Here is a 25,819-nt window from a genome sequence, read left to right as displayed (position 1 = left end):
CGATCGACGGCAGGCATAATCGTCTGATCGGATGAAGATCTGCCCTCGCATTTGTCCGATCGACCAAGATGGAGGTGCTCGATGTCCGACGGGGCCACAACGCTGCGCGAGCTGCTCGCCGCCCTCGACCACACCGTCGCCACCCTCGTCGACGCGCCCGCGGGCGATGAGGTCGCGGTGCGAACCGTTGCGCTGGCCGAGCCTGCCGACCTGCCCGAACACCTCGACGATGAGGGTGCGTTGCCCGAGGTGTATCTACTCGTCGGCGTCGATGCCGCCGCGACCGCGCGCTGGTTGCGCGAGGTCGTCGACCGCGACCCCGCTGCACGGCCGCGAGTGCTGATGACCAAGAGCGCCAACGACTCGCCCGCGGTGCGCGCCGCTGCCCATGCCGCGGGTATCGCGCTCGTGCACGTCCACCGGCAGGCGCGCTGGGACCAGGTGTTCTCGCTGATCCGCCGGATGCTGGCCCGCTCACCCGGTCAGCGCGCCGCGTCCGACGAGCACGACCTGCTCGCCCCCGACACCGACCTGTTCGGATTGGCCCAGGTGCTCGCCAGGGAAACCGGCGGCATGGTCTCGATCGAAGACCCCCAGTCGCATGTCCTGGCCTACTCGGCCTCGGACGCGTCGGCTGACCAGCTGCGCATCCAGTCCATCCTCGGCCGGGAAGGTCCGAGCGATTACCTGCGGATCCTGCGTGAGTGGGGTGTGTTCGACCGGGTGCGGCGCGGTGACGAGGTCGTCGACGTGCCGGAACATCCCGAGCTCGATATTCGCCGCAGACTCGTCGTCGGCATTCGGCGTGGGGAAGGCGCGCAATCCAGAATGCTCGGAACCATCTGGTTGCAGCAGGGTGCGGGAGCGCTGCGCCCCGACGCGGCGCAGGTGTTGCGTGGCGCGTCGGCGGTGGCGGCCAGGATCATCGCGCGGCGGCTGGACGCGCCCTCGACCGAGGCATTGCTGATCCGCAGATTGTTCGGCGCGCACGGTGACGGTGTCGACGTGCCATCGGTCGCCGCCGCGCTGAACCTGCCGACGACCGGTCCCGCTGCGGTGATCGGCTTCGCGCCGGTGGGTCCCGCCGCGGGACTGGCCGCGTCGAGTGGCTTGATCCGGTTGCACGCCAGTGCTTTCCGCGATGATTCGGTCACCGAGTCGATCGGTGAGCGGGTCTATGTCCTGCTGCCCGCCTACCATTCCGAGCGCAGCGTCGGCTCGTGGGTGCGCAAGCTGGTCGCCCAGCTCGAGCAGACGCGCGAACTGATCGTGCGGGCCGCGATCGCCGCACCGGTCGCCGGTCTCACCGCGGTCTCGGGCGCGCGCGCCGAGGTCGACCGGGTGCTGGACAGCCCGGTCGCCGACCCCTCGGGCAGCCGGGTCGCCACGCTGGCCGACGCCAGGACCGCGGTGCTGCTCGCCGAGATCATGGAGCTGATCCGCGAGCGCCCGCGCCTGCACGATCCGCGCCTGGCCGCCCTCGACGCCTACGACCGAACTCACGCCGCCGACCTGCGCGTATCGGTGCAGGCGTATCTGCGCGCGCACGGGGAGGTGCGCGTCGCCGCGGCCACGTTGCGCGTGCATCCGAACACGCTGCGCTATCGGCTGCGGCGGGTGGAGACCGTCCTCGGCATCGACCTGACCGATCCCGAGGATCGGCTTCTGCTCGATATCCAGCTGGCGGCGCTGCCGACAATTCCGATTGCTCAGAGGTAACACAGGTATTGCAGTTAGTCTGCAATAGTGGTCCGGTTCGGACTGTCGTGGAACGAAGGAGTAGCGGTGAACAGTGCACACAGGGGTCGCGGCGAGCTGTCGCGGCGCGGGATGCTGGGTGTCGGAGTCGGCGCGGCCGCCGCGGTCGCGGTCGGCGCGACCGTCACCGGATGTGGTGACCAGCCGAGCGGAGTCACGCCGTCGAGCGCCCAGACCGAGCCGACCGAGGCCATCCTGGATGCCAACCGCGCGCTGGCCGACACGCTGCCCTTCGGCGACACCGCCGACTTCGCCGATGCCGACCGCGGCTGGATCGCCTCTCTCGAACCTGGCAAGGTGGCCGATCAGTCAGGGAAAGTGTTGTGGGACAACGACTCCTACGACTTCCTCGCCGGGTCCTGTCCGCAGTCGGTGAACCCGAGCCTGTGGCGCCAGTCCCAGCTCACCGTCAAGCAGGGCCTCTACGAGATCGCGCCGGGCTTCTATCAGATCCGTGGTCTCGACCTGTCGAACATGACGTTGATCGAAGGCGAGACCGGCGTGGTCGTCATCGATCCGCTGGTCTCCGCGGAGACCGCGGCCGCCGGACTCGCGCTCTATCGCGAACATCGCGGTGACCGGCCGGTCACCGGCCTGATCTACTCCCACTCCCATGTCGACCACTTCGGCGGCAGCTACGGCGTCATCACCCCGCAGGACGTCGCGGCCGGACGCTGCCCGGTGATCGCGCCCTCGGGGTTCATGGAGCACGCCGTCGCCGAGAACATCTACACGGGCACGGCGATGGCCCGTCGTGCCGCCTACATGTACGGCGCCGCCTTGCCCCGCGGCCCGAAGGGGCAGGTGGGATCCGGTCTGGGACAGACCACTTCGGTCGGCACGATCAGCCTGATCCCGCCCACCGTGCACGTCACCCGCACCGACCAGGAAGAGACGGTCGACGGTGTGCGGATGGTCTTCCAGCTGACGCCGGGCACCGAAGCGCCCTCGGAGATGAACTTCTACTTCCCCGACCGGCGCATCCTGTGTATGTCCGAGAACGCCACCCACACCCTGCACAACATCGTCACCCTGCGCGGCGCGCTGGTCCGCGACCCGCATGTCTGGTCGAAATATCTCACCGATTCGATCAACCGCTACGGGCGCCGGTCCGATCTGGTGTTCTCCTCGCATCACTGGCCTGTCTGGGGTACCGATCGGATCGTGGAGTTCCTGTCGCTGCAGCGCGACATGTACGGCTACCTCAACGATCAGACGCTGCGACTGCTGAACCAGGGGTATGTCGGCGCCGAGATCGCCGAAATGCTGCGGATGCCGCCCGTGCTCACCGCGTCGTGGTCGACGCACGGGTACTACGGCTCGGTGAGCCACAACGTCAAGGCGGTGTACCAGCGGTACATGGGCTGGTTCGACGGCAATCCGGCACACCTGTGGGAACACCCGCCGGTGGAGAATGCCCGACGCCACGTCGAGGCGATGGGCGGTGCCCACGCGGCACTGCGGACCGCCCAGAAGGCCTACGACGCCGCCGACTTCCGCTGGGTCGTGCAGCTGGTGAACTACGTGATCTTCGCCGATCCGGCCAACAAGACGGCAAAGGACTTGCAGGCCAGTGCCTTCGAGCAACTCGCCTATGGCGCGGAGAACGCCACCTGGCGCAACTTCTATCTCAGCGGCGCCCACGAACTGCGCCATGGTTCCTTCGGCACGCCGACCACGGCCAACTCCGCGGCGATGGCCGCCGCGCTGAGCGTGGAGCAGGTGTTCGACGCCGTGTCGTTGCGCATCGACGGCCCGAAGGCCTGGGATGTTCGAATGGCCACGGACTGGCGGATCAGCGACGAGGACAACCGCGTTCACCGCGTGGAACTGCGCAACGGCGTGCTCGTGCACCACGACCGATTCCCCGGTGACGCGCTGCCCGCGCCCGACGCGACGATCACCCTCACCCGCCGGACCCTGATCGCCACCCTGGTCGGCGGCGCCGACCTGCGCAAGGGTGTCGCGAGCGGTGACATCGCCATCGATGGCGACGTCACCGCCCTGGCGACGCTGCCCGGCCTGATCGACAAGCCGGACCCGAACTTCGCCATCGTCACCCCGTGACGATGTCAGGACCCGGTGGGTACCTCGCCTACCGCCTTGGCCGGATCGATCACGCCGAACACCTCGCCCTGCGGCGCGGCTAGGATGCCCATCCGGCCGAACGGGCTGTCGTCGGGGCCCATGATCACCGAGGCGCCCAGCTCGGTGGCCCTGGCCAGGGATCCGTCGGCGTCGTCGACCTGGATCCAGGTGAGCCAGTAGGGCGGGGTGCTCAGCGCTGAGGCGTCCATCATGCCGCCGACTTCGCGGCTGTCACCGGGCAGTGCGAAGGTGGAATAGGTGAAGGTCTCCCCGTCGCCGATTTCGTTGTACTGCCAGCCGAACACCTTGTTGTAGAACTCGTGCGCCTGCTCGTAGGCAGGAGTGTGCAGTTCGTTCCAGCAATAGGCACCGTTCTGGTTGAATATGCCGGAACCGTTGTGCGCCTTGGCTTCCCACACGCCGAATACGCCGCCTGCCGGGTCGGCGGCGATGAACATGCGTCCCACGTCGAGCACATCGAACGGTGGCATGAACACCTGCCCGCCCGAGGAGCTCACGCGTTCGGCGATCTCGTCGGCGCGCTGCGCGGCGAAGTAGGTGGTCCACACCGACGGCATCGCCGCCATGTTCTGCGGTTTCGGGCCGATGCCCGCCGCAGGGCGGCCGTCGAGCGTGGCCATGAGATAGCCACCGGCTTCGGCGGGACTGTCCTGGACCTCCCAGCCGAACAGGGTGCTGTAGAAATCGCGGGCGGCGGTGGTGTCGTCCACCTGACAGTCGATCCAGCAGGGAGTTCCCTGCGGCCAGGCTTCGTCGCGTGTCGGCATGTCGAACGTCCTCCTCGGCGATGGATGAAGGCCGGCCCGAATCGCACCGGCACGAGGCAAGTCAACCACCGGACACCGACAAGAAGGAGGAGCCCGGAGCCGCGCTGAACTGGAACAACGCGTGTTCACAGCGACAGCCCGAGCGGGCCGAGGATCGCCTGACCAGCTCGTTACCGCTGTTACAGTTTCCGCGCCGATCGTGCGGTGGCTTGGTCAACGTTGGAGACGAACCGGTCGGGAGCGATGCATGGTGAGTAAAGGTTCGGAACGCGGGTTGGTCCGGATGCTGTCGACCATCCTCGCGGTGGTCGTCGTGCTCGGCTGCGGCGGTGGTCCCGCCGGTGGGCAGCCCCCGGACGCGCCGGCCGCGAAGTGGACCGCCCTGCACGACGGGCCGGGCGCCTACCCCGAGGTGCGGGTGGAGCGCGGCGTCCAGATCACGATGAGCGACGGCGTGGTGCTCAAGGCCGACGTCTACCGCCCCGCCGACGCCGCCGGCGTGATCGAGCAGAAGCCGCTGCCGGCAATCGTCAGCCTGACCCCCTATTCGAAACTCATGACCGGGCTGATCGAATCGGCCGCCGCGATTCCGGGCCTGCAGTCCACCGCCGTCGACATCGTGCGCAGGCTGAACCTGTCCGCCACCCCGATCAGTGGTTTCGGTGACCTCATGCAGGCACTGGACGGCGGCATGATCCAGACCATGCTCGGCGTCGACCGCAAACTCGTCAGAGCCGGATACACCGTCGTCGTGGCCGACGTACGCGGAACCGGGCTGTCCCAGGGTAAATGGGACACCCTCGGTACGCGCGAACAGCTCGACACCCTCGAAGTGATCGACTGGGCGGCCACGCAGCCGTGGTCGAACGGCCGCATCGGGATGAGCGGCGGCTCCTACTCCGGCATCAACCAGTTGCGTGCCGCCGAGAACGCACCGCCCGCGCTGCAGGCGATCTTCCCGGTCGAGCCGGGCAGCGACCTCATGCGTGACGTGGTCGCCCCGGGTGGCGGCGTGGGCACCACCTTCCTGCCGCTGTGGCTGAACTCGGTCAACCAGCTCAAACTCGTCCCCGACGTGGCCTCCATGGTCGACGGCAGCTTCGACTGGACCTGGTTCAACGACCGCATCGCCGATCCGACCACCAATTTCGACCTGCTCGCCCAGTCGCTGCTCACGCCGTCGCTGTCGAACATGCCGCCCGCGCTCGACGGCGCGCTCGACGACACCTCGGACTTCCGCGAGGCGATCATGGGCCACCCCGAGAACGTCACGGTGCCGACCTTTGTCTACGGCGGCTGGCACGACATCTTCGCCAACAGCGCGACCAAACTCTACGAACAGATCCCGCTGCCCGCCGGACGCAAGCAGCTCATCGTCGGCGACACCTATCACGCCAATCCCGGTGCAGGCACCGGTGTTCCCGGCGCGCCTCCGCGCCTGGACGTGCTGCAGCGGGCCTGGTTCGACAAGTGGCTCAAGGACATCGACAGCGGCATCGAAGAATTCGGGCCCGTCACGGTGAAACAGCAAGGCGGTAGCTGGGTTACGCTGCAGGAGTTCCCGCAGCCCGGTGTCACGCATCGCCGCGTCTACCTGTCCGCCGCGCCCAGCGGCAGCACCGAGGACAGTCTGCACGATGGATCGCTCAGCGCCACCGGGCCGGCCAGTACCGAAACACTCACCGTCGCACCAGGTTTGAATCAAGTCTGCTCGCGCGACGCGGCGCAGGGCTCGGCGGGCATGACGGCCGCCTTCGATACCTGCGCGAAGGACTCCCGCATCGCCGAACGCAACGGCCTCACCTTCACCAGCGCCCCGCTGACCGAACAGACGGTCATCTCGGGCCCGATCAACGTGCGGCTCAACACGATCCACGACGCCACCGACGGATTCTGGAACGTCACCGTCAACGATGTGGCACCCGACGGGACCTCGACCGTGCTCACCACCGGCCAGCTCACCTCGTCGATGCGGGCCGTCGACGAACGACGCAGCGCACGCTCGATCAACGGCGACTTCACCGCGCCTTTCAACCCGCTCACCGTCGACCGGCTGCTCCCGGTGGTACCCGGCGCACCCACCGCGATCGACATCGCCGTCATCCCGACCCAGGCGGTACTGGCACCGGGGCACCGGCTGCGCATCGACGTCTTCGCGGGCAACGCGCCCAAGGCCTTACCGTTCCGGCCGATGCTGAACGCCAGCGGCCTCGAGCCCCAGCACGTTCGCCTCGACCCCGCGGCGCCCAGTTTCGTCAACCTGCCCACCGACCGCCCGATTCCCTGACCGACCCTGGGGAATCGCCGCCGACTACCCTCGATCGAGCAGGATGCGTAGGCATGCTGTGCCGAGTTCTCTTCGACGAGGAGGTCGCTGTGGTCGAACCTGTCATCGTGGTGATGGGGGTGTCGGGATGCGGGAAGACGACGGTCGGCGCGCTGACCGCCGACCGTCTCGAGGTCCCGTACGCCGAAGGTGACGACTTCCATCCGCAGGCCAATATCGAGAAGATGGCCGCGGGCATTCCGCTCACCGACGAGGACCGGCTGCCCTGGCTCGACACCGTCGCAGACTGGCTCGCCGAACACCAGCAAACCGGTGGAGTAGCGACCTGCTCTGCGTTGCGGCGGATCTACCGTGACCGCCTGCGCGCGAAGGCACCGCAGACCTATTTCGTGCACCTGGCCGCCACCCGCGAGGAACTGCTGCGGCGGATGACCGGCCGACTCGGCCATTTCATGCCGACGATCCTGCTGGATTCCCAGCTCGACACCCTCGAACCGCTGCAATCCGACGAAGTGGGCGTCACCCTCAACGCGCTACAGCCGCCGAGCGCGCTCGTCTCCGAGGCCGTCGACGCCTGGATCGCCGCTCACCGCTGAAGCAGCGGATGCAGCTCTTCGACCGGCGCGAGCATCAGCAGCGCGCCCACGACCAGCGCCGCCAGACAGACGGCGGTGAAGAACAACACCCACAGCAGCGCGGGTAGGTGCGTCAACCGAGCCAACTGGTCCGCATCGGAATCCGAGCGACCAGGCTGCCTGCGTCGGCTCCGTTGTAGTTCGAAGACCGGCCGCACCGCGGCGGCCAGCAGGAACCACGCCGCCAGATACGCGAACGCGGCCTGCAGCAGATCGCTGCCGAACCAGGACACCCCGAACACCAGCGCACCGAGCACCACCACCGTGAGCAGCCCGTACATATTGCGCACCTTGATCAGCACCGCGGCCAGCATCACCAGCGTCGCCCACAGCATCACCGTGACCCGGCCCGTCCCGAGCAGCGCCGCATAGCCCAGCCCGAGCAGCGCGGGCGCCGGGTACCCGGCCGCCGCGGTGAGGATCATTCCGGGGCCACTCGGTTTGCCGCTCGATACCGTCAGCCCCGAAGTATCGGTGTGCAGGGTGATCGCGTGCAGCCTGCGTCCGGTGAGCAGCGCGACCAACGCGTGGCCACCCTCATGCGCCACCGTCACCGCGGCCCTGGTCAGCCGCCACAGCGGTCGGTATCCGACCAGGATCAGCGCCACCGCGGCGGTGGCGAGCACCAGCCACCACGCGGGCGCGGGTTGGGGTGCGAGGAGACGGTCGAGCAGTGAGCTGGCGGATCCGGTGTTCACCGCCGCACTTTACAGCGTGTCTGGAAAACCTCGATGGTTTCCAGACACCGCCCTTCTCGGGCGTTGTCGGTTCACGCCACAAGCGTGGCGTGAACCTCGGTTCCCGCGTCAACCGGGACGGTTTCACCGACACCCACAAGGTGTCGGTCAGTGCCTTCCCGTCGGCGGACTTTGGTAACCCGGCCTCCTGCTCGGGGGTCCGGGGATCGTGAAAAGTCTTGTTCCATCGTCGGCCATTGGGCGAGGTTGATCGCCGCGTTACGGTCACGGTCGGCACGAAACCCACACCCGCAGACGAATACTCGATCAGACAACGACAAGGCAGGGTTGACCGTGCCGCAAGCCGAGCAGCGTTTACTCGACGGATACCAACGATCCGCGACGGTGACCGTGCCACCACGCCATGCCTGTTTGTAGACCAACAGCCGAGCGAAGTCAGCCCAGCCGACATCGCTGATCGCGCGAGCCAGACAACGATTGCCGATCATCCCCGCCACGTTCAAGTCTTCGACAACGAGCCGGTCGTGAGTCTTGACCAGCTTGTTGGTGACCTGATGAGCGAAATGACGACGAATATTGGCGACCCTGTGATGGTGGCGGGCCAGCCGGGCGACCGCCTTCCGATGGTTGTGGGATCCTCTCTGTTTCCGAGCCGCTGACTTCGCCAGGTGTCGTTGCCGATCCAGTCCGGCGGCCAGTGGTTTGGGAGCGGTGTCGATGCGAGCGACCTCGGTTCCGTCGGCGGATGCGGCGACCGCGAAAGCGGTCAACCCGCAGTCTACCCCTACCCAACCACCATCATCGTCGTGTTCGCGTGGCCGGTGGTGGTGTGCCGGGTGCAGTTCGGATGCTTCGGTAGCCAGGCTGATCCACCAGCGTCGTGCACGAAAGGAGATCGTGGCGTAGAGGATCTTCGCCCGTTGCTTGCCGAGCATCCGCCGCAACCGGCGGGTGTCGTCACGCACTCTGATCGCGCCGATCCCCGGCAACGTCACCGCTCGAGCGATCTGGTCGTCGCCGATCCGGATCGCGGCCCGCCCAACCTTGCTGTTTTTGTTGCGGATCCGAAACGCCGGGACGGTTTTGTCCTTCTTCTTGAATCGGGGAAACCCGACCCGTTTACCCGCGCTTTTGCCGGTCCGGGAGTCCGAGAACGCGGCCAGGGCCCGACCGCAGTCAACCGCGGCTTCCTCGAAAACTTGCTGACACACCTGCGTACGCCACGCCAACCCGGTCACCTGTACTTCGGTGACCCCGTCCGCGCCAACCGCGAATACCCGGCCTGCGGCCTCGGTCTTCTTCCAGGTGTTGAACTCGTTGATCAGATCGAACCGGGTCCACGGGACCGGATATTCTGGGCAGGTTTTACGGTGGGTGAGTGCGGTTTTCACGAAACGCAGGCTTTGGTTGAACGCGAACCGAGCCGCACCGGCATGTCGGGCAAGTACGTCGGACTGCTCGACCGTGGGGTCGAGGCAGTACCGGAGTCGTGTGGCGGCTCATCATCGACGAGTGTGACACAAGCCACCGACACTGATTCGCGAGCCGACAGGTGTAGACGCCGTCAGCCCCCTCATAGGGGATGGTCCACCTTGCCGTGATCGCTGTCGTGTCATACCGCCGAGGACTCCGATGACCGAAGTTCTCAGACACGCTCTCAGACACCCTCTTACGGGCATATCCATTGTACGAGTAGCTGTTCGAGGTAATGCCGGTACCGGACGTGCAATTCGCGCACCGGCCCCGTGACGGTCCCCGTCGTGATAGCAATGGGCATGCAGATGCGCCCTCTCCGCTGGACTCCGCCGCGCCCCACCGCTCGTGCGCACCAGACCCACAGCGATCCGCCGATGCCGCCGACCCGGCTGTTGCCGCTGCCGGGAAGTGGCCCGGAGGACGTCGTGGTGCTGCCCGACGGCCGGCTCGTCACCGGGACCGACGACGGCGCGATCTGGCGGGTCGATCCGGCGAGTGGCACGGTCGAGCGGATCGCGGACGCCGGTGGCCGGCCACTGGGCATGCACGCCGACGCCGACGGCTCACTGCTGATCTGCGTCGCGGGCCGGGGCATCCTTGGCCTGGCCGAGGCGGGCGCCGAACTGGAAGTCGTCGTCGGTGAGCTCGACGGTGTCCCGATCGCGTTCCCCAGCAATGTGATTCGCGACGACGACGGCACGATCTACTTCACGATCTCGTCGCGGCGGTGGCCGTTCGAGGAGTGGATGACCGACATTCTGGAACATTCCGGCAGTGGACAGCTGGTCCGCCGCGATCCCGACGGACGTCTGGAGGTACTCGTCGACGGTCTCCAGTTCGCCAATGGCCTGGTACTCGCCCCGGACCGATCCTGTGTGCTGGTCGCCGAGACCGGGTCCTACCGGATCACGCGATACTGGCTGACGGGTCCGCGCGCAGGCACCACGGACTACGTCGCCGAGAACCTGCCCGGCTCACCCGACAACATGCTGATCGGCAGTGACGGACTGGTCTGGGTCGGCATCGTCTCGCCACGTAACCCGTTGCTGGACAAGCTCTTCCCGCTCCCCGGCATCGTGCGCCGAATCGTCGACGCGCTGCCGGATCGGCTGACACCCGCCCCTGTCCGATCGGTCTGGGTGCTCGCGCTCGACTTCGACGGCACCATCGTGCACGACCTGCAGCGCGACGGCGCCGACTACGCGTTGGTCACCGCGGTGGCCGAACACAACGGCACCCTCTACCTGGGCAGCCTGTCCGAACCCGCGATCGCGGTGACCTCGGTACCGGCGACCTGACCTCAGCGGCGAACGCTGGACGGCACCGGATGGTCCGGCTCGAGCGCGGGCAGCCCGTCGATGCTGGTGGCGTTGTCACCGGCGATGCGCCGGGCGAAATCGGCGTCGGTGCGGCGGGTGTGGGCCTCGTCGAGGATGAAGCGCTCCTCGACGAGGTCCAATTTGGGCACCGACCAGCCACACGAGTCGGCGATCCGGTCGACCGAGATCTTCACCACCGACCGGATGCCGGTGTGGCCGGTGCCGAAATATTCACGCAGCGTGTCGAATTCGTCGGAGTCGGGGCGAACGACGCGGCCTGCGCCGAAGAGCCGGAGGATGCGGGCGGTGCGGGTGAACGAGCAGAACATCACGGTGATCCGGCCGTTGTCGCGCAGGTGGGCGATCGTTTCCGAACCGCTGCCGAACAGATCCAGGTAGGCGACGGTGTGGTCGTCGATCACGGCGAAGGTATCGCGATAACCCTTGGGGGAGACGTTGACGTGGCCGCCGACGGAGGGAGCGGTGCCGATGAAGAACATCGGCTGTTCGGTGATGAATGCCCGCAGCTTGTCGTCGATCCGATCGAACACCTTGCCCATTGCACACTCTCTTGTCCCACCAGTCGGTGAGCTCCCCGCGTCCACTGTATCGACCCATCGAATTGGGACGGCCGTTCGGTTCACGGTGAGGGTTACCGCAGACGCCGACCGCGCGGTGTCCGACGATGTCTCCTATGACGCAGACCGCACCGAGCCCCGCCCACCCCGTCCAGCAACGCTACGCGGACCAGGCCACCGAGATTCCCGCCCAATGGAATCCGGTGCTCGAGGTCCTGCACGCGCACAAGTCGGTGCGCCGCTATCTCCCGGATGCCGTGTCGCCGGAGACGATTCGGCTGTTGGTGTCGGCCGCGCAATCCGCGGCCACCTCGTCGAACCTGCAGGTGTGGAGCGTCATCGAGGTGCGTGATCCGGCGCGCCGGGCCAGGCTGGCCGCGATAGCGGGTGGTCAGGCTCATATCGAGCAGGCGCCGGTGCTACTGGTGTGGACCGCCGACTTCGCCCGGCTACGTCAGCTCGCCGACGATCACGGCGCTCCGCTGGAAGGCGCCGACTACCTCGAATCCAGCTACGTCGGTTTCGTCGACGCCGCGCTCGCCGCGCAGAACGCGGTGGTGGCCGCCGAATCCCTCGGCCTGGGCACGGTCTACATCGGCGCGCTGCGCAACGACCCGGAAGCGGTCGCGGCCGAGCTGAATCTGCCCGATCACGTCTTCGCGGTCTTCGGCCTGGTTGTCGGCCACCCGGACCCGGCGGAGGGCACCAGGGTCAAGCCGCGCCTATCGCAGGCGGCGGTGCTGCACCACGAGACCTACGACCTCCTCGCCCAGCGTGCGCCGGTCGCCGAGTACGAACAGCGGATCGGCGAGATCTACACCGATCAGGGCCTGCCGTTCTCGTGGACCGAGCGCACCCTGGCCCGCTTGGCCTCGGCGGCATCCCTCAACGGCCGTCACCGTCTACGGGAGTCCTTGGCCGCCAGGGGATTCCGGCTGCGCTGAGCGGGCAGGACCGCTCAGCCGTCGATCGCCTTCTTCGTCAGGTCGAGCGAGCGGATGCGGGCGTCGAGGTCGTAGACGAGGGTGTTGAGCATGAGCTCGTCGGGGGAGGTGGCGTCGAGCAGCTGCGCCGCCTGGGCACGTACCGTCTCCGGCGAACCCTGCAACTGCCCGGCCCCGCGCTGCGCGGCGAAGTGGCGTTCGGCGTCGTTGCCGGGGAAGCCCGCTGCCTGCTCCGGCGTGGCCAGTGCCTGCGGACGACCCGAGCGCAAGTTGGCGAAGGCGAGATCACGGGGTGCGGCGAGGCGGTCGGCCTCGGCGTCGGTGTCGGCGCAGATCGCGGAGGCGGCCACGATCGTGTACGGCTCGCTCAGGGTCTGCGACGGCCGGAAGTTGTCGCGGTAGAGCGTCAGCGCGGCGACGGTGTTGTCCGGCGCGATGTGGTGGGCGAACGCGAACGGCAGACCCAGCACCGCGGCGACCTGTGCGCTGTAGCCACTCGAACCGAGCAACCACACCTCCGGTTCCGCGCCGAGTCCAGGGCTTGCCACGATCCCGTTCGGATCGGCGCCACGGAAGAAGCCGATCAGCGCGGTGAGCTCCTGGGGAAACGCGTCACCGCCGAGCCCTTCGGCACTGCGGCGCAGTGCGCGCGCGGTCACTGGATCGGTGCCGGGTGCGCGTCCGATCCCGAGATCGATCCGTCCGGGATGCAGCGACTCGAGGGTGCCGAACTGTTCGGCGACCACCAGCGGCGGATGATTCGGCAGCATCACCCCGCCCGAACCGACCCTGATCCGCGAGGTGGAAGCGGCCAGATGCGCCAGCACCACCGCGGGCGCCGCACTCGCGATGCCGGGCATGTTGTGATGCTCGGCCACCCAGAACCGGCGAAAGCCCTGCTCTTCGGCGTGCTGTGCGAAGCGCGTCGTCGCGTGCAACGCCGCACCCGCCGTCGCATCGGACTGCACCGGTGCCAGATCCAGAACCGACAGCGTGACGGCGCTCATGAGCCTCCTCGAGTGTGTATCAACCCCTATGGAAGCCAACCCGCGCCGGGCCGCCGGTATTTCCGCGCACCGGTGGCGGTGACACCGGCCACGGTAGCCGGGCGGTAGCGTGCACGACTGACCGATGCGACGGAAGGACTGTTCGATGTCAGCTGACGGCTCCGGCCTATCCACGGATGCCGCCGAGGCGCCCGCCCAGACGGCCGGATCGGAGGGATACGAGCGCGGCCTGAACCCGCGCACCATCCAGATGATCGCCATCGGCGGTGCGATCGGCACCGGCCTGTTCTACGGCTCCGGCGCGGCGATCGAACAGGCAGGTCCGTCGCTGATCCTGGCCTACCTCGCTGCCGGTCTGGCGATCTTCGTCATCATGCGCGCGCTCGGCGAGCTGCTGACCTACCGCCCCGTGTCGGGCAGTTTCGCCGAGTACGCGCACGAGTTCCTCGGTCGTTTCGCCGGTTTCGCGACCGGCTGGTCGTACTGGGCGGTGTGGGTGTCCACCTGCATGGCCGAGATCACCGTGGCCGGTCACTACGTCCAGTACTGGTTCGACATCCCGCAGTGGGTGACCGCGCTGGTAGTGCTCGCGGTGCTGTTCGCCGCGAACCTGATCTCGGTGCGGTTCTTCGGCGAGGGCGAGTTCTGGTTCTCCGCCATCAAGATCACCGCCATCCTCGCGATGATCCTGATCGGCATCGGTGTCCTGGTTTTCGGTTTCGGTCATGCCGCCGACCCGACGGTGACCAATCTGTGGGCCGACGGCGGGATGTTCCCGCACGGCTTCGGCCAGACCCTGCTGGTCTTGCAGATCGTCGTGTTCGCCTATGTCGGTGTCGAACTGGTCGGTGTGACGGCGGGGGAGGCCCGCGACCCGAAGACCACCCTGCGCAAGGCGATCAACACCCTGCCGTTCCGCATCGGGCTGTTCTATGTCGGTGCGCTCGTGGTGATCATGTCGGTGGCGAGCTGGCGCAGCTTCCACGCGGGCCGCAGCCCGTTCGTCGAGGTGTTCGAGCAGATCGGTATCCCCGCCGCGGCGGGCATCATCAACTTCGTGCTGCTCACCGCGGCGCTTTCCTCATGCAACTCCGGCATCTACTCCACCGGCCGGATGCTGCGCAGCCTGGCTCTGCGCGACGAAGCGCCCGCGAAATTCGCGACGCTGAGCAAGCAGTCGGTGCCGTTCACCGGCATCTGCGCCTCGGCGGGCGCGATGGTGATCGGGGTGCTGGTGAACCTGATCTCGCCGGACAAGGCCTTCGCCTACATCACCTCGGTGAGCACCGTCGGCATCATCGTCGTGTGGAGCGTGATTCTGGTGTGCCACAGCAAGTATCGCGCCAAGGTGCGGGCGGGCGAACTGCCCGGTAGCGACTACCGGCTGCCTGGTGCGCCCGTAACCACCTGGGCCGCACTGGGTTTCCTCGGCTTGGTCGTGGTTCTGTTGCTGTGGACCGATGGTGGACGCACCGCGCTGGTCGTCGGCGCGGTCTGGGCGGCACTGGTATGCGCGGGCTATTACGCCTTCGGCCGCCGCGAGGCCGTGCACACCCGATAGCCCCGTTTGCTGGAAAGCCGCTGGCAGAGAGCCGTTTTCTGTCATACCCCCCCGGTATCGTCGAAGTGTCACACAACCAGCCCGGACGCGAGTGTGGCCGGGCGGTGCGAGAACGGGGGCACACGAGATGAGTGACGAGAACAGCGGCGATCTGCGGCCGCCACGCCAGCACGGAACCACCTGGCGGGAATCGGAATACCGGATACTGGCCGACGATCTGCGCGCGGGTGCCGATCTCGCCCGCACGGCGATCACGGTGGGGCGCACCGAATCGGCGGTGCGCACCGCACTGCGGAATTTCGTGCCACCAGAGGAACGGGTAGCGACCGCCGAACGGGAGCGCTGGATCCGCACACGCCTTGTCGCCGAGCCGGAGTGGGACTGGTGGGCGGTAGTGATCGACCACCACCGCCGCTCCCGCAGCGGCCTGTGGTTCACCCGGCACGAGCACTGCGCCCGCATCGGCTGGCGCAGACGCACTCCCATGCCCGCACTCGCCCAGGAACTGGCCACCTCGGAACTGTCGGTCGCCGAGCTGCTGCGCGCGCTGGGGTTGGTCGAGAGCATCGAGGAAGCCGCCGACCGCCTCGGTGCCACCCCGGGTCTCGCCCTGGCCAAACGAGTCACCGCCCGCCGCGACGACGCCGTCGGCGCGCGCTGGATCCTGGTCGTCGACGGTGCCGCGGGCACCACCCGTCCCCGCAACGCCCCGGTTCGCCGTCAGCTGTCCCTGCACGAAACCCGCGCCGCCGCCGAAGCCGAACGCGACCGAATCCTGTCCTGGCACCGGCGCATCGGATCCGAGGAACCCGAGGCGGTCGTCTGGTGGACCATCGCCGAACGCGGGCTCGGCGCCACCGTCGGCCACACCCGGTGTGGCACCCTCGACCCGGCTGCCACCGGCGGCCAACTCCGCGCCGAAGCCCTTGCGGTCGGTGACATCATCCGCGTTCCCGTCCCCGACGGGGGCCACCTCCAAGACCGCATCACCGCGATAGCCCACTATGCCCCGACCGGTCCGATCACCGTCGACCTCGCCCCGGTAGCCAACTCGCGCGTCCGCCGCGTCGTCGAGTTCGCTCCCGACGAGCTGGTCGATGTGGTTCACAAACAGCAGGACTGACCGCGATCCGCCGCACCCGCCCGGTGCGGCGGATCGCCCGACCTCGGTCGGCGATCCCGGAGTTTCTACGCGGTGGCTTCGGGTCCCCGGTTGAGCGGAAACAGGATCGGGCTGAGCAGATTCTCGGACCGACCCGGCGTCGCCGCGTTGTCGAACTGCGGTGCGATCGCGGCGCGCAGGCCGGTGATCAGCTGCGCGAGTTCGTCGGGGTCGAGCCACAGCGAGTGCTGTCGAAAACCGACGAGGTCGTCCACCGGATCGGCGCGGTCATCGGTGATATAGGCGTCGAATTCGGCGAGCAGCGTGGCCATCGCGGCGACGAAGATCTGGCGCTGGTCCGTCGGGGTCACGGCGGCGCCGTCGATGCGCGCGCGTTCGCGGCGCAGCCGGTAGCGCCGTTCGACCGCCCCGCGCACGGGCCCGCACCCGGCGGTCGTCCTCCTGTCCGGTGGCGGCGCGTTCGACCGTGATGGAACGATCGGCCCGAACCAGATCTACCGCGACCTCGCGTGGGGATTGGCCTGCCGCGGCATCGCGGTCCTGCGCTTCGACAAGGTCACCCTCACCCATGCCGACACGGTCGCGGCCACAGCGGAGTTCACCCTGCGTGAGGAATACCTTCCCCATGCCCTTGCTGCGATCGAAATCCTCAGCGCGGCGACGGATGTCGATGCGAGGCGAATCCATCTGGTCGGCCACAGCATGGGCGGCAGGATCGCGCCGCGCGTGGCGGAGGCCGCCGGCTCGGTCGCCGGGATCGTGGCGCTGGCCGGTGACACGGAGCCGATGTGGTGGTCGATGGTGCGAGTTCTGCGCCACCTCGCGGAGATAGATCCGGCTGCCGTCGCGGCATTTCCGCCGGTCGAGACGGTCATCGGGCGGCCCGGCATCGCCGGGGTTAACTTAGAAGAAACCGTGTCTGTTTACGGTTTATTGTGCGATGCTGATGTCATGTCGACACAGCGAATCCGGCGAACGCAGGCCGAACGACGGAGTGAGACGCGCCGCGTCGTCCTCGACGCGGCGTTCGACGCGTTGGTGGAGTTCGGCTTTCGTGGGACGACGACCAGTGAGGTCGCTCATCGCGCAGGGGTGTCGATGGGCGCCCTGCTGCACCATTTTCCCGCCAAATCCGAACTGCTCACCGCGGCGGTCGGCCACGCGTTCGACCGTCGGATCGAGGAGTATCAGGAGTCCATGGCGCGTCGGGACCCCACCGCCGACCCCATCGACAGTGCCCTGGACATGTTGTGGGCGATGTATTCGCGACCCACTTTTCTCGCCTGGAACGAATTGTGGACCGCGGCCCGCACCGATCCCGAGCTGGCTACCGCCGTCGCGGCGATGGACCGCCACTTCCTTGCCGCGAGCGAGCACGTCTACGCCGCGCTGTTCCCCGACATCGAATTCGATCCGAGAACCACGCTGCACCTGGTGTATTCGCTGATGACAGGGCTGGCCGTCGCCGATTCACTGCCCGGTCACCAGCCCTACGACGCCGCGGCGGTCCTCGACCTGTTCAAGACGATGGTGCGCGCCCAGCTCGCCGACGATCCAGCACCGGCAGACGCCTGAAACGGAGTTCCCATGGCACACGAACCGACCGCCGGAAAACGCCTGCCCCGAGTCCGTCGCATCCGCTTCGACTATCCCAGTGGATCATTGGATCGCCACTACGTCGACGGTGACCTGGTCTCGAGCCATCTGATCGCCTACCTGTCCGCGACGTTTCCCGAAGGCGAGGAGTTCTTCGTCCGCTCGGTGCGCACGTTCGCGGACGAGATCACCGATCCGGGCCTCCTGCGTGAGGTTCGCGGTTTCGTCGGACAGGAAGTGACCCACGGTCGCGAGCACCGCGTGCTCAACGAGCGGCTCGCGCAGATGGGCTACCCGACCCGATGGGAGGACCGCACCACACATCGGATCCTCGCCACCTACGAACGGGTCTTCTCGCCGTTGACGTGCCTGGCGATGACGGTCGCACTGGAGCATTTCACCGCGGTGCTCGCCGAAACCCTGCTCACCGACGAACGCGCCCGCCAGCTGCTGGGCTCGACCGAGGTCCGGTCCATGCTGCTGTGGCACGCCGTCGAGGAATCCGAACACCGTGCCGTCGCCTTCGATGTCTATCGCAGTGTCGGTGGTGGCGAACGACGGCGAATCATCGTGATGGGAGCGATCATCGCCCTGTTCGGTGCCGGCATCGCCGCGCACACCGCGGTGTCACTGCTGGGTGACCGCACGGCCTATCACCCGCTCGTGCTCGGCAAGAGTCTGGCGAAGCTTCGGCATTCCCCGTTCGTCGCGCGGTCGGTCCGCCGCCGCGTGCGCGACTACCTCCGGCCGGGATTCCATCCCGACGATGTCGACAACGCCGCCGTCCTCGAACGGTGGACCACCGAACTGTTCGGCACCGATGGCTCCCTGACCGACCATCTCCACTGACGCGTAGCGACCCGCGGGTAGCGAATGGTGGTGGTAGGCAGGAAGAATCGCCGGTATGGATTGGACCAATGTGTCAGTCGCCGCGATCACTGTGGTCGGCACGCTCGGTGGCGGAATCGTCACGCAGGTGTTCGCGATTCGCAGCAAGCGGATCGACGCGCAGATGCAGCGTGTCTATCGAACAGAGGAACTGCGCGAGCTCGGTCGCAAAGAGGCGACCGATGAGAAGCGAGTGATCTACGCGGCTCTCAACACCGCGGCTCATTCCCTGCGTGCCGCGGCACGCAGCTACCTCGATGAGAAGCGCGATGGGCGTAATCCTGACCTCGCCGGACTGGAGGGGGCGTGGGATACCCTGCGCGAGAGCTATTCACGTGCGCAGATGGTGTTGTCGGATCGGGCGATCGACTTCGCGTCCGAGGCGAATCGTTGCCTCGGCATCGGCCATCGAGCGGTGCTCGAAGTGGACGCGAGCGATCCCGCGGCGGTCGCGGCGGTGGATTTCTACGTGAACGACACTCTGGGATTCGCCGTGCGCCTGCTACGTAGCGGGATTCGAGAGGATCTCGGGCTCGAATCAGCCGCCGATATCGATCTGAACGAACGGCTCGCAACCCTCAAAGAGACGCGCAAGGAGTTCGATCGTCGCGACACCCCGCAACCGGATCCGCACGGCTGAGCGCCGACGCTAGGTGACCGGGGCGCGGCCACCGGATGCGCGGCCCGGCATGGTCGCGGCGGCGATGAGCATGATCACAGCCATGGCCAGCATGGCGACGAACACCAGGTGGATGCCGTGGGCGAGTTCGCTGGATGCCGGGTGGTCGGGGTCGCGGATGCCCGCGTTGACGATGGCGCCGAACACCGCCACGCCCAGCGCGCTACCGAGGGAGCGGGCGAACATATTGGCGGAGGTGACGACGCCACGTTCGTGCCATTGCGCGCTGGCCTGTGCCGCAATGAGGGTGGGGGAGGCGACCAGGCCCATGCCGCTGCCGATCAGGAAACACGAGGCCGCGATCTGCCAGGGGCTCGCCTGGGGGCCAACGAGTAGCGTGGTCGCGCAGCCGAGCACGGCGATCGTGCTGCCGATCACGCCGCTGATGCGAAAGCCCCAGCGCAGGTACAGCTTTCCGGACAGGGTGGCGGCGAGCGGCCAGCCGAGGGTGAGTCCACCGACGGTGAGACCGGCCACCAGCGCGCTCGTCCCGAGCACGCCCTGGGCGAACGTCGGCACATACGAGGTCAATCCGAGCACGACGGCGCCGACCAGCAGGGAGACCGTGCTGCTCGCGATCACCACCCGCCGGGTGAAGATCCACAGCGGCAGAATCGGATTCGCTGTCCGCAACTCGACGACCGCGAACAGTACGAGCACCGCCACGCTGCCCACGAACAGGGTCAGGGAGATCGGCGAGGTCCACTGCCACGCCTGCCCACCTTCGAGCAAGGCCAGGATCAAGGCACCCGCCCCGACGGTGAGCAGGATCGCGCCGAGGTAGTCGATTCGCTGGGTGCTGCGCACCGCCGATTCGGTGAAGTGGCGCACCAACATCCAGCCCGCGACCGCGCACAGCGGCAGGTTGATCAGGAAGATCCACCGCCAGCTCAGATGGTCGGCGAACAGACCGCCGAGCAGCGGCCCGAGCACGGCCGAGCTCGCCCACACCCCGGCCAGATAACCCTGGACCTTGGCGCGTTCGGCCAGCGTGTACAGGTCACCGGCGATCACCATGGTCATCGGCTGGATCGCACCCGCCCCGATGCCCTGGATCGCCCGAAAAGCGATGAGCGCCACCATGCTCGTGGCCAGTCCGCACAGCAGTGACCCCACCGCGAACGCCACGATCCCGAACAGGATGACCGGCTTGCGCCCCACCATATCGGCGAGCTTGCCGTAGATCGGCACCGTAACAGCCTGCGCGAGAAGGTAGATGGAGAACAACCACGGGAACATCGCGAACCCGCCGAGGGTGTCGGTGATGGTGAGGACCGCGGTCGCGATGATGGTCGAGTCGAGGGCGACCAGCCCGGTGGAGAGCATGAGCGAGGCGAGAATCGCACCTCGTTCCGAACGCAGGCCGACGGCCGGGCTCACGGTATCGGTCGCCACCGAGGTCCTCTCATTGCTCTGACTAACCACTCGGTTCAAGGTATCGGCCGCATGGTTGTTCCCGCGCGCCATTTTCCCAGGGTGTGACGCGATCGGCGGCCGGCGCGGTCTCAGTCCTCGGCGAACCTCGCCGAGCGAGGACGGCACCGGACGCGGGGCGGGCTGGGAGGCGGCGCTCTGCGGTTCCCGATCGCCACCCTGCACCGGCCTCAGCCGTTACGCGACCCCGTGACCCATACCGGCCCGGTGACCAGCCAGATCACGGTGATCACACCGAGGCTGCCGAATACCCCCATCAACTGCTCGCGCTGCTCGGCATCGGCGACCGTATAGCTCAGCACCAAGGTGAGCGCGCCGGCGATGGCAGCCGCACCGAGCCAACGGGAGAAGTCGGCCCACTCCTTGCGGGTGCGCTCAGGCCCGTATTTCGGGACTTTCGCCGGAACCGGCCCACTGGCGAACCGGTGGGCGAACCGCTCATCGGCCCATCGGATCATCCGGCCACCGAACATCACCGTGCAGCCGAGATAGATCCCGGCGACCCGATGGGCGAAGGTCACCTCACCGCCACGATGCAGGTCGATCGCCACCGCGACCACCAGCACCACATCCAGGACCGGCACCAGCGCCAGCGTGACCGCGCTCGCGCGCGGCAGCCGGATCGCGTAGCGCAGCAGCAAACCGCCCACCACCAGCACCCAGAAACCGACTTCGCACGCGGCGATCGTCAGCAATACGGGGTTCCTCAGTTCGTCCATTCCCTCACTGTGCCGGGGACACCGCAGGACCGTCGTCCCGCTTCGGGTCGTTGGCCGGTCCGCCTTTCGGGGGACCCGCGGCGTCACGGCTGTGTGCTGAAATGGGGCATGCCCGCACCCCGCACGCCCCTGAGCCGGCTCGCGGAAGTCTTCGACAGCGCGACCTCCGCCGCCGTCGGGGTGTTTCTGGTGGGGCTGCTGCTGTGGGCCGCGGGTGGCTGGGCGGTCGTGGTGGACCGCGACCTGTATCCGCCGCCGGCGAAATTGGCGCTGCTCGGCGCGGCGTTCGTGATCCAGATGACCGCGCAACGCAGGCCTGCCCTCGGCTTCGTCCTGATGGTCGCGCTGCTGGCCGGTGACTTCGTGCTCGGTCCGTCGCTGCCGCTGTGGATCGCGCTGACCGACGTGATCTACCTGGCCGTCAGCACCGGATCGGACCGGCTGGGCGCGGTGGTCGCCTGGTTCTCGCTGACGGTCACCGTGGGCGGTTCGTTGCTCGCGCTGAGCGTGTTCGGCGTCAGAGCGGCGTTGTACACCGGCCTGATCGGCGTCGCACTCACCTGGTCACCGCTCGGATACGCCCGCGCGGTACGAGCCTCCCGCCGCACGGTCGACGCCGAACGCGACGCTGCCCGTGCCGAGCTCACCGCGCGCGACGCCGAACGGTCCGCCGCGATCGGCGAGGAGCGCAGGCGATTGGCCCGAGACCTGCACGACGCGGTGGCGGGCCACGTCTCCGCCGTCGCGATCCTGGCCGAAGTGGCGCAGAAGGATCCCGGCAATATGGCGGTCCTGCGGACGATCCGCTCGGGCAGTCTGGCCGCGCTGGAGGAGATGCGAACGACCATCGAGTTGCTGACCGCACCCGACGACACCGCGGTGACCACGCGACTGTCCTCCCTGGACGGCCTGATCGACGCGGCCGAGGCAGCGGGCGGCTCGGTGACGATGCGACGGCCCGCCGATCTCGAACTGCCCATCGCGGTCGAAGCGGTCGTCACCCGGATCCTGAGCGAGACCCTGACGAACGCGACCAAACACGCGCCCGGCGCACCCCTCGACATCGAGTTGAGCCGCGATGCGACACGATTGGTGATGACCGCGACGAATTCGGTCCCACCGGGAGCGGCTCAGGGCGAGGGAAACGGATTGCGCAACATGATGTTTCGCGCGGAATCGGTCGACGGCACGATCACCGCGGGCCCACACGAGGGCAACTGGCGCGTGTGCGCGCGAATTCCACTGGGGGACAAGTGACAGTGACCGTGCTGGTGGCCGACGATCACGCCACCATCCGAGCGGGACTGAAGATGCTGCTCGAGGTTTCCGGCGAAGTGCGGGTGATCGGGGAAGCGGCCGACGGTGCTGCCGCGGTGCGGCAAGCCCGTGCGCTGAGTCCCGATGTGGTGCTGATGGATGTGCGCATGCCGCGCGTCGACGGGCTGGAGGCCACCGCCGCCGTCGTCGCCGAGACCAGCGCGAAAGTACTGGTACTCACCACCTTCGCCATCGACGAATACGTCCTCGGCGCGCTCTCGGCCGGTGCGAGCGGATTCCTGCTCAAATCCGTCGGCGGCGACGACCTGGTCAGCGCCGTGCTGGCCGTGGCCGAAGGCGATGCGGTCCTCGACCCGAAGGTGACGCGCGCGGTGATCGCCGCGCTGCCCCGCGTGGCAGACACCGCGCCTGCGCCGGACCTGTCCGCGCTCACCGACCGCGAACGGCAGGTACTCGCCGGTCTCGGTGCCGGCCTGTCCAATATTCAGATCGGCACGCGCCTGCGCATCGGCGAGGCCACGGTCAAAACGCACGTCTCCCGGGTGCTGAGCAAGCTCGGCGTGCAGTCGCGCGTGCAGGCCGCCGTGATCGCATCGCAGTCCGGTCTCGATCTGCCCTGAGCACGATCGGGAGCGAAACCGACGATGTCCCGGTACCGCGCGGGATACCGGGACACCAGGTCGGAACGGGGCTCAGCGTGCAGGTTGCGGGTCGGACTGTTCCGGACGGATCCGGCGTGATTCAAACCAATAGGTCAGGGAAACCGTGGCGTAGGAAGCCACTACCACTGCTGCGGTTACCAGAAGAAACGCGAAGAACAAGGGAATCAGGAAAGCCATCGTGCCCTCCTCGCGGTACGGTAGTCGTGCGATGAAGGTGGTGGTCAGCGCCTCGTCGCGCCGAATCTGAACAAGCCCCGCACGTTCGATAGTAGGGGCACGGCGCGACGCGGGCACGGATCCGCGCGTGTGACGGCAGTCATGGTTTGCGCGGAGTGTCGCCCACGTCACCGAAACGCCCATGAGGTTGAATGTTCAACATATCTGGGTTCTACCGCGTCACGAGTTCTCGACATCGGCTTCACCACGAACAACCGACGAAGGAGCACCGATCGTGAGCATGATCCTGGCCGCAGTGCACGACACCTATGGCATCGTTGTCGCCCAGGTGGGCAATCCCACGCCGGAGGCACCGCCGATGGCCGACAAAGTGATGCAGCTGGGCCGGTATTTCACCTGGATGATCCTGTTATCCGGCGTCACCGCCATCACCTACGGCGGTGGCCGCTTCGCCTGGGAGAAGTGGAACGGCGGCGGCCTGCAATCGCCGAAGATGATCGCCAGCGCGATGGCGGGCGGCGCGGTCGCCACCAGCGCGGGCACGATCATGAACGCGGTCATCGGGGCCTGAATACCGCCCCCGCTACTGTCGGGGGCGTGCGTATCTTTCGCGCGGGCGCCACCGGCGTCATCGGATCACGGTTGCTGCCATTGCTGGTCGGCGCCGGTCACGAGGTGGCCGGCCTGACCCGTTCCGCCGGTAAAGCGGCTGCCGTCCGCGCGAGCGGAGCCGACGCGGTGGTCCACGACGTCTACGACGCCGACGGGCTCACCACCGCGGTAATGGACTTCGCTCCGGAACTGGTCATGCACCAGCTCACCGACCTCCCCGACGATGTGCCCTTCTGCTGGTCCGATCAGGGACGAAAGAGCCGATCGGCAGGGGACAGCGGGCGCAGGGTATCGGAAATCTGGGCGACCAGCCGCCATGGTCTATCGAGATCGGTGGTCGCCTTGCCGTTGGTCAGAATGGCACCCGACAGGCCCCGGTCGGGGTCGGCCCAGCCGTACTGGGTGGTGAGGCCGCTGCGGCCGAAGTGCGATCCGGTGTCGCGGCCGAATTTCGAGCGGCGCGCGCCGAGCTCGAATCCGGCGCGGCTGACGCGACCGGCCAGGCCGGGCAGGCGATCGGCGGGGGCGATCGCATCGCGCAGCGTGCCGGGACCGATGATTCTTCTTCCGTCCAATTCGCCACCGCGCGCGAGTATTTCGTAGAAGCGCGACAGTTCGTAGGCGGTGGTGACCAGGTTGCCGGAGGGGAGTTCGGCGGCGAGGAAGGCGTCGTTGGTCGCCTTCGATGCCTTGTCCATATGGCCGCCGAGGGCCTTGTTGGCCAGGAATCGGGCGAGGCGGGGCTGGCGCGGACCGGTCTTCACACTGGGCACGACCTTGTCGACATCGCTGGGATCGACGCCGAAGTTGGTCCAGCGGAAGCCGAACGGTGTCAGCACCTGTTCGGTGAGGTGCTCGCGCATTCGCTTGCCGGTCGCTCGCTGGACGAGCAGTCGCTGGATCAGTCCGCTGGTCAACGCGTGGTACACGCGGAAACGGCCGGGCGGCCAGCTCGGTACCAGATCGGTGAGGGCGGTGAGGGCCAGTTCCTCGTCGAGGACCGCGGCGGTTCCGCTGTGCGGTGCGGTGATGAACGGAATGCCCGCCGAATGCGACAGCACATCGCCGATGGTGATCACGCCTTTTCGGTGGGCCGCGAACTCGGGAATATAGTCGGCCACCGGGTCTTTCAGCGCGAATGCGCCCTGCTCGATGAGCATGAACATCAGTGTGGCGGCGACGCCCTTCGCGGTGGAGAACCCGCAGAACGGTGTCTGCGGTGTCGCCGGAATCCGCTCGGCGTCCGGACCGTCGCTCGGTGCGTTGCCCCAGCCGTGACCGATGGTCCGGTTCAGGACGATCCCGCCGTTGCGCCGCAGACAGACCTGGATGGCCGGGGTCGTGCCCATCGCGTACCACGCGCACACCGACGCCCAGATCGCCTCGACGTCGGCACGTGAGGACCCGGCATCGGCCGGATCGTCCTCGTGGCCGATCGTGGTCACCGCGTCGAGGTCCTCGGTAACCCTCACCAACGTGGCTGGAAGTGCACTCATCGGGCCAGCCTACCGA

The 25,819-nt window shown here is 67.6% G+C and carries 23 protein-coding genes and 2 pseudogenes; 15 read left to right on the top strand and 10 right to left on the bottom strand.

The window, feature by feature from the left end:
- The first annotated feature begins 81 nt into the window (after positions 1-81).
- Positions 82-1,719, top strand: coding sequence for a PucR family transcriptional regulator (locus tag ACFXKN_RS05985; protein ID WP_379432525.1), 1,638 nt, complete (start codon positions 82-84; stop codon positions 1,717-1,719).
- A 111-nt stretch (positions 1,720-1,830) separates the two neighbouring features.
- Positions 1,831-3,825, top strand: coding sequence for an alkyl/aryl-sulfatase (locus ACFXKN_RS05980; protein WP_379432646.1), 1,995 nt, complete (start codon positions 1,831-1,833; stop codon positions 3,823-3,825).
- A gap of 5 nt (positions 3,826-3,830) precedes the next feature.
- On the opposite strand, the gene ACFXKN_RS05975 is transcribed toward ACFXKN_RS05980, so the two are convergent.
- The gene (locus tag ACFXKN_RS05975; RefSeq protein ID WP_378950264.1) at positions 3,831-4,634 is read right to left on the bottom strand and encodes a VOC family protein; all 804 of its coding nucleotides are present in this window, start codon (positions 4,632-4,634) and stop codon (positions 3,831-3,833) included.
- Between the two features lie 283 nt (positions 4,635-4,917).
- On the opposite strand from ACFXKN_RS05975, the gene ACFXKN_RS05970 reads away from it, so the two are divergent.
- Both ACFXKN_RS05970 and ACFXKN_RS05965 read left to right on the top strand, forming a co-directional pair.
- Complete coding sequence (locus tag ACFXKN_RS05970) at positions 4,918-6,921, top strand: CocE/NonD family hydrolase (protein ID WP_379432645.1); 2,004 nt, start codon at positions 4,918-4,920, stop codon at positions 6,919-6,921.
- 53 nt (positions 6,922-6,974) lie between these two features.
- Complete coding sequence (locus ACFXKN_RS05965; RefSeq protein ID WP_379432524.1) at positions 6,975-7,517, top strand: gluconokinase; 543 nt, start codon at positions 6,975-6,977, stop codon at positions 7,515-7,517.
- Here the strand turns inward: ACFXKN_RS05965 and ACFXKN_RS05960 are convergent.
- Positions 7,508-8,254, bottom strand: coding sequence for a M50 family metallopeptidase (locus tag ACFXKN_RS05960; RefSeq protein ID WP_378950260.1), 747 nt, complete (start codon positions 8,252-8,254; stop codon positions 7,508-7,510). The two genes, ACFXKN_RS05965 and ACFXKN_RS05960, sit on opposite strands and share 10 nt — an antisense overlap.
- A 71-nt stretch (positions 8,255-8,325) precedes the next feature.
- Positions 8,326-9,732: pseudogene (locus ACFXKN_RS05955) on the bottom strand (RNA-guided endonuclease InsQ/TnpB family protein); the annotation flags it as partial.
- Between the two features lie 297 nt (positions 9,733-10,029).
- Here ACFXKN_RS05955 and ACFXKN_RS05950 point away from each other — a divergent pair.
- Positions 10,030-11,028, top strand: coding sequence for an SMP-30/gluconolactonase/LRE family protein (locus tag ACFXKN_RS05950; protein ID WP_378950258.1), 999 nt, complete (start codon positions 10,030-10,032; stop codon positions 11,026-11,028).
- A 2-nt stretch (positions 11,029-11,030) separates the two neighbouring features.
- On the opposite strand, the gene ACFXKN_RS05945 is transcribed toward ACFXKN_RS05950, so the two are convergent.
- The gene (locus tag ACFXKN_RS05945; protein ID WP_378950256.1) at positions 11,031-11,609 is read right to left on the bottom strand and encodes a pyridoxamine 5'-phosphate oxidase family protein; all 579 of its coding nucleotides are present in this window, start codon (positions 11,607-11,609) and stop codon (positions 11,031-11,033) included.
- A 134-nt stretch (positions 11,610-11,743) separates the two neighbouring features.
- Here ACFXKN_RS05945 and ACFXKN_RS05940 point away from each other — a divergent pair, with 134 nt between their 5' ends.
- Positions 11,744-12,571 (top strand): NADPH-dependent oxidoreductase, encoded by an 828-nt coding sequence (locus ACFXKN_RS05940; protein WP_378950253.1) that lies wholly within the window; start codon positions 11,744-11,746, stop codon positions 12,569-12,571.
- Between the two features lie 14 nt (positions 12,572-12,585).
- On the opposite strand, the gene ACFXKN_RS05935 is transcribed toward ACFXKN_RS05940, so the two are convergent.
- The gene (locus tag ACFXKN_RS05935) at positions 12,586-13,578 is read right to left on the bottom strand and encodes an LLM class flavin-dependent oxidoreductase (RefSeq protein WP_378950251.1); all 993 of its coding nucleotides are present in this window, start codon (positions 13,576-13,578) and stop codon (positions 12,586-12,588) included.
- A gap of 145 nt (positions 13,579-13,723) precedes the next feature.
- Between ACFXKN_RS05935 and ACFXKN_RS05930 the strand changes: the two genes are divergently transcribed.
- The gene (locus ACFXKN_RS05930; protein WP_378950249.1) at positions 13,724-15,139 is read left to right on the top strand and encodes an amino acid permease; all 1,416 of its coding nucleotides are present in this window, start codon (positions 13,724-13,726) and stop codon (positions 15,137-15,139) included.
- A 127-nt stretch (positions 15,140-15,266) separates the two neighbouring features.
- Complete coding sequence (locus tag ACFXKN_RS05925; protein WP_378950247.1) at positions 15,267-16,262, top strand: hypothetical protein; 996 nt, start codon at positions 15,267-15,269, stop codon at positions 16,260-16,262.
- 65 nt (positions 16,263-16,327) lie between these two features.
- Here ACFXKN_RS05925 and ACFXKN_RS05920 read toward each other — a convergent pair whose 3' ends face one another.
- Complete coding sequence (locus ACFXKN_RS05920) at positions 16,328-16,678, bottom strand: hypothetical protein (protein WP_378950245.1); 351 nt, start codon at positions 16,676-16,678, stop codon at positions 16,328-16,330.
- A gap of 100 nt (positions 16,679-16,778) precedes the next feature.
- On the opposite strand from ACFXKN_RS05920, the gene ACFXKN_RS05915 reads away from it, so the two are divergent.
- Genes ACFXKN_RS05915 through ACFXKN_RS05905 form a run of 3 tightly spaced genes read left to right on the top strand, consistent with a single transcriptional unit; the run spans position 16,779 to position 19,386 of the window.
- A complete protein-coding gene (locus tag ACFXKN_RS05915) occupies positions 16,779-17,837 on the top strand; it encodes a TetR family transcriptional regulator (RefSeq protein ID WP_378950243.1) in 1,059 nt (352 codons plus the stop codon).
- Between the two features lie 12 nt (positions 17,838-17,849).
- Positions 17,850-18,707, top strand: a complete 858-nt coding sequence (locus ACFXKN_RS05910) for a metal-dependent hydrolase (protein ID WP_378950241.1) — start codon at positions 17,850-17,852, stop codon at positions 18,705-18,707.
- A 55-nt stretch (positions 18,708-18,762) separates the two neighbouring features.
- Positions 18,763-19,386, top strand: a complete 624-nt coding sequence (locus ACFXKN_RS05905; RefSeq protein WP_378950239.1) for a hypothetical protein — start codon at positions 18,763-18,765, stop codon at positions 19,384-19,386.
- Positions 19,387-19,395: 9 nt separating this feature from the next.
- On the opposite strand, the gene ACFXKN_RS05900 is transcribed toward ACFXKN_RS05905, so the two are convergent.
- Both ACFXKN_RS05900 and ACFXKN_RS05895 read right to left on the bottom strand, forming a co-directional pair.
- The gene (locus ACFXKN_RS05900) at positions 19,396-20,820 is read right to left on the bottom strand and encodes an MDR family MFS transporter (protein ID WP_378950237.1); all 1,425 of its coding nucleotides are present in this window, start codon (positions 20,818-20,820) and stop codon (positions 19,396-19,398) included.
- A 209-nt stretch (positions 20,821-21,029) separates the two neighbouring features.
- On the bottom strand, positions 21,030-21,578 hold the full coding sequence (locus tag ACFXKN_RS05895) for a hypothetical protein (protein ID WP_378950234.1): 549 nt from the start codon (positions 21,576-21,578) through the stop codon (positions 21,030-21,032).
- Between the two features lie 108 nt (positions 21,579-21,686).
- On the opposite strand from ACFXKN_RS05895, the gene ACFXKN_RS05890 reads away from it, so the two are divergent.
- Positions 21,687-22,835, top strand: a complete 1,149-nt coding sequence (locus tag ACFXKN_RS05890; RefSeq protein ID WP_378950232.1) for a sensor histidine kinase — start codon at positions 21,687-21,689, stop codon at positions 22,833-22,835.
- Positions 22,832-23,476: a response regulator gene (locus tag ACFXKN_RS05885; protein WP_378950230.1), complete on the top strand. Its 645-nt coding sequence runs from the start codon at positions 22,832-22,834 to the stop codon at positions 23,474-23,476. The genes ACFXKN_RS05890 and ACFXKN_RS05885 overlap by 4 nt, the downstream gene beginning before the upstream one ends.
- 72 nt (positions 23,477-23,548) lie before the next feature.
- Here the strand turns inward: ACFXKN_RS05885 and ACFXKN_RS05880 are convergent, their stop codons facing one another.
- On the bottom strand, positions 23,549-23,695 hold the full coding sequence (locus tag ACFXKN_RS05880) for a hypothetical protein (RefSeq protein ID WP_378950228.1): 147 nt from the start codon (positions 23,693-23,695) through the stop codon (positions 23,549-23,551).
- 280 nt (positions 23,696-23,975) lie between these two features.
- On the opposite strand from ACFXKN_RS05880, the gene ACFXKN_RS05875 reads away from it, so the two are divergent.
- Together ACFXKN_RS05875 and ACFXKN_RS05870 are read left to right on the top strand one after the other, a co-directional pair.
- Complete coding sequence (locus ACFXKN_RS05875) at positions 23,976-24,266, top strand: hypothetical protein (protein WP_174555379.1); 291 nt, start codon at positions 23,976-23,978, stop codon at positions 24,264-24,266.
- Positions 24,158-24,451, top strand: a pseudogene (locus ACFXKN_RS05870) (hypothetical protein); the annotation flags it as partial. The gene ACFXKN_RS05875 and the pseudogene ACFXKN_RS05870, both read left to right, overlap by 109 nt.
- A 101-nt stretch (positions 24,452-24,552) precedes the next feature.
- Here ACFXKN_RS05870 and ACFXKN_RS05865 read toward each other — a convergent pair.
- A complete protein-coding gene (locus tag ACFXKN_RS05865; protein ID WP_378950226.1) occupies positions 24,553-25,803 on the bottom strand; it encodes a serine hydrolase in 1,251 nt (416 codons plus the stop codon).
- Between the last annotated feature and the right edge of the window lie 16 nt (positions 25,804-25,819).

Origin of the sequence: Nocardia sp. NPDC059195, from assembly GCF_042754695.1 — a bacterium.
Lineage (GTDB): Bacteria > Actinomycetota > Actinomycetes > Mycobacteriales > Mycobacteriaceae > Nocardia.
The sequence above is the reverse complement of the archived record's forward strand: the minus strand, read 5'-3'. Positions and strand labels throughout refer to the sequence as shown.

Bases quoted from the DNA above. Each gene is read 5' to 3' on its own strand.
- ACFXKN_RS05985 (WP_379432525.1), top strand. From the start codon at position 82: ATGTCCGACGGGGCCACAACGCTGCGCGAGCTGCTCGCCGCCCTCGAC.
- ACFXKN_RS05980 (WP_379432646.1), top strand. From the start codon at position 1,831: ATGCTGGGTGTCGGAGTCGGCGCGGCCGCCGCGGTCGCGGTCGGCGCG.
- ACFXKN_RS05975 (WP_378950264.1), bottom strand. From the start codon at position 4,634: ATGCCGACACGCGACGAAGCCTGGCCGCAGGGAACTCCCTGCTGGATC.
- ACFXKN_RS05970 (WP_379432645.1), top strand. From the start codon at position 4,918: ATGCTGTCGACCATCCTCGCGGTGGTCGTCGTGCTCGGCTGCGGCGGT.
- ACFXKN_RS05965 (WP_379432524.1), top strand. From the start codon at position 6,975: ATGCTGTGCCGAGTTCTCTTCGACGAGGAGGTCGCTGTGGTCGAACCT.
- ACFXKN_RS05950 (WP_378950258.1), top strand. From the start codon at position 10,030: ATGCAGATGCGCCCTCTCCGCTGGACTCCGCCGCGCCCCACCGCTCGT.
- ACFXKN_RS05945 (WP_378950256.1), bottom strand. From the start codon at position 11,609: ATGGGCAAGGTGTTCGATCGGATCGACGACAAGCTGCGGGCATTCATC.
- ACFXKN_RS05940 (WP_378950253.1), top strand. From the start codon at position 11,744: ATGACGCAGACCGCACCGAGCCCCGCCCACCCCGTCCAGCAACGCTAC.
- ACFXKN_RS05935 (WP_378950251.1), bottom strand. From the start codon at position 13,578: ATGAGCGCCGTCACGCTGTCGGTTCTGGATCTGGCACCGGTGCAGTCC.
- ACFXKN_RS05930 (WP_378950249.1), top strand. From the start codon at position 13,724: ATGTCAGCTGACGGCTCCGGCCTATCCACGGATGCCGCCGAGGCGCCC.
- ACFXKN_RS05925 (WP_378950247.1), top strand. From the start codon at position 15,267: ATGAGTGACGAGAACAGCGGCGATCTGCGGCCGCCACGCCAGCACGGA.
- ACFXKN_RS05910 (WP_378950241.1), top strand. From the start codon at position 17,850: ATGGCACACGAACCGACCGCCGGAAAACGCCTGCCCCGAGTCCGTCGC.
- ACFXKN_RS05905 (WP_378950239.1), top strand. From the start codon at position 18,763: ATGGATTGGACCAATGTGTCAGTCGCCGCGATCACTGTGGTCGGCACG.
- ACFXKN_RS05895 (WP_378950234.1), bottom strand. From the start codon at position 21,578: ATGGACGAACTGAGGAACCCCGTATTGCTGACGATCGCCGCGTGCGAA.
- ACFXKN_RS05890 (WP_378950232.1), top strand. From the start codon at position 21,687: ATGCCCGCACCCCGCACGCCCCTGAGCCGGCTCGCGGAAGTCTTCGAC.
- ACFXKN_RS05880 (WP_378950228.1), bottom strand. From the start codon at position 23,695: ATGGCTTTCCTGATTCCCTTGTTCTTCGCGTTTCTTCTGGTAACCGCA.
- ACFXKN_RS05875 (WP_174555379.1), top strand. From the start codon at position 23,976: ATGATCCTGGCCGCAGTGCACGACACCTATGGCATCGTTGTCGCCCAG.
- ACFXKN_RS05865 (WP_378950226.1), bottom strand. From the start codon at position 25,803: ATGAGTGCACTTCCAGCCACGTTGGTGAGGGTTACCGAGGACCTCGAC.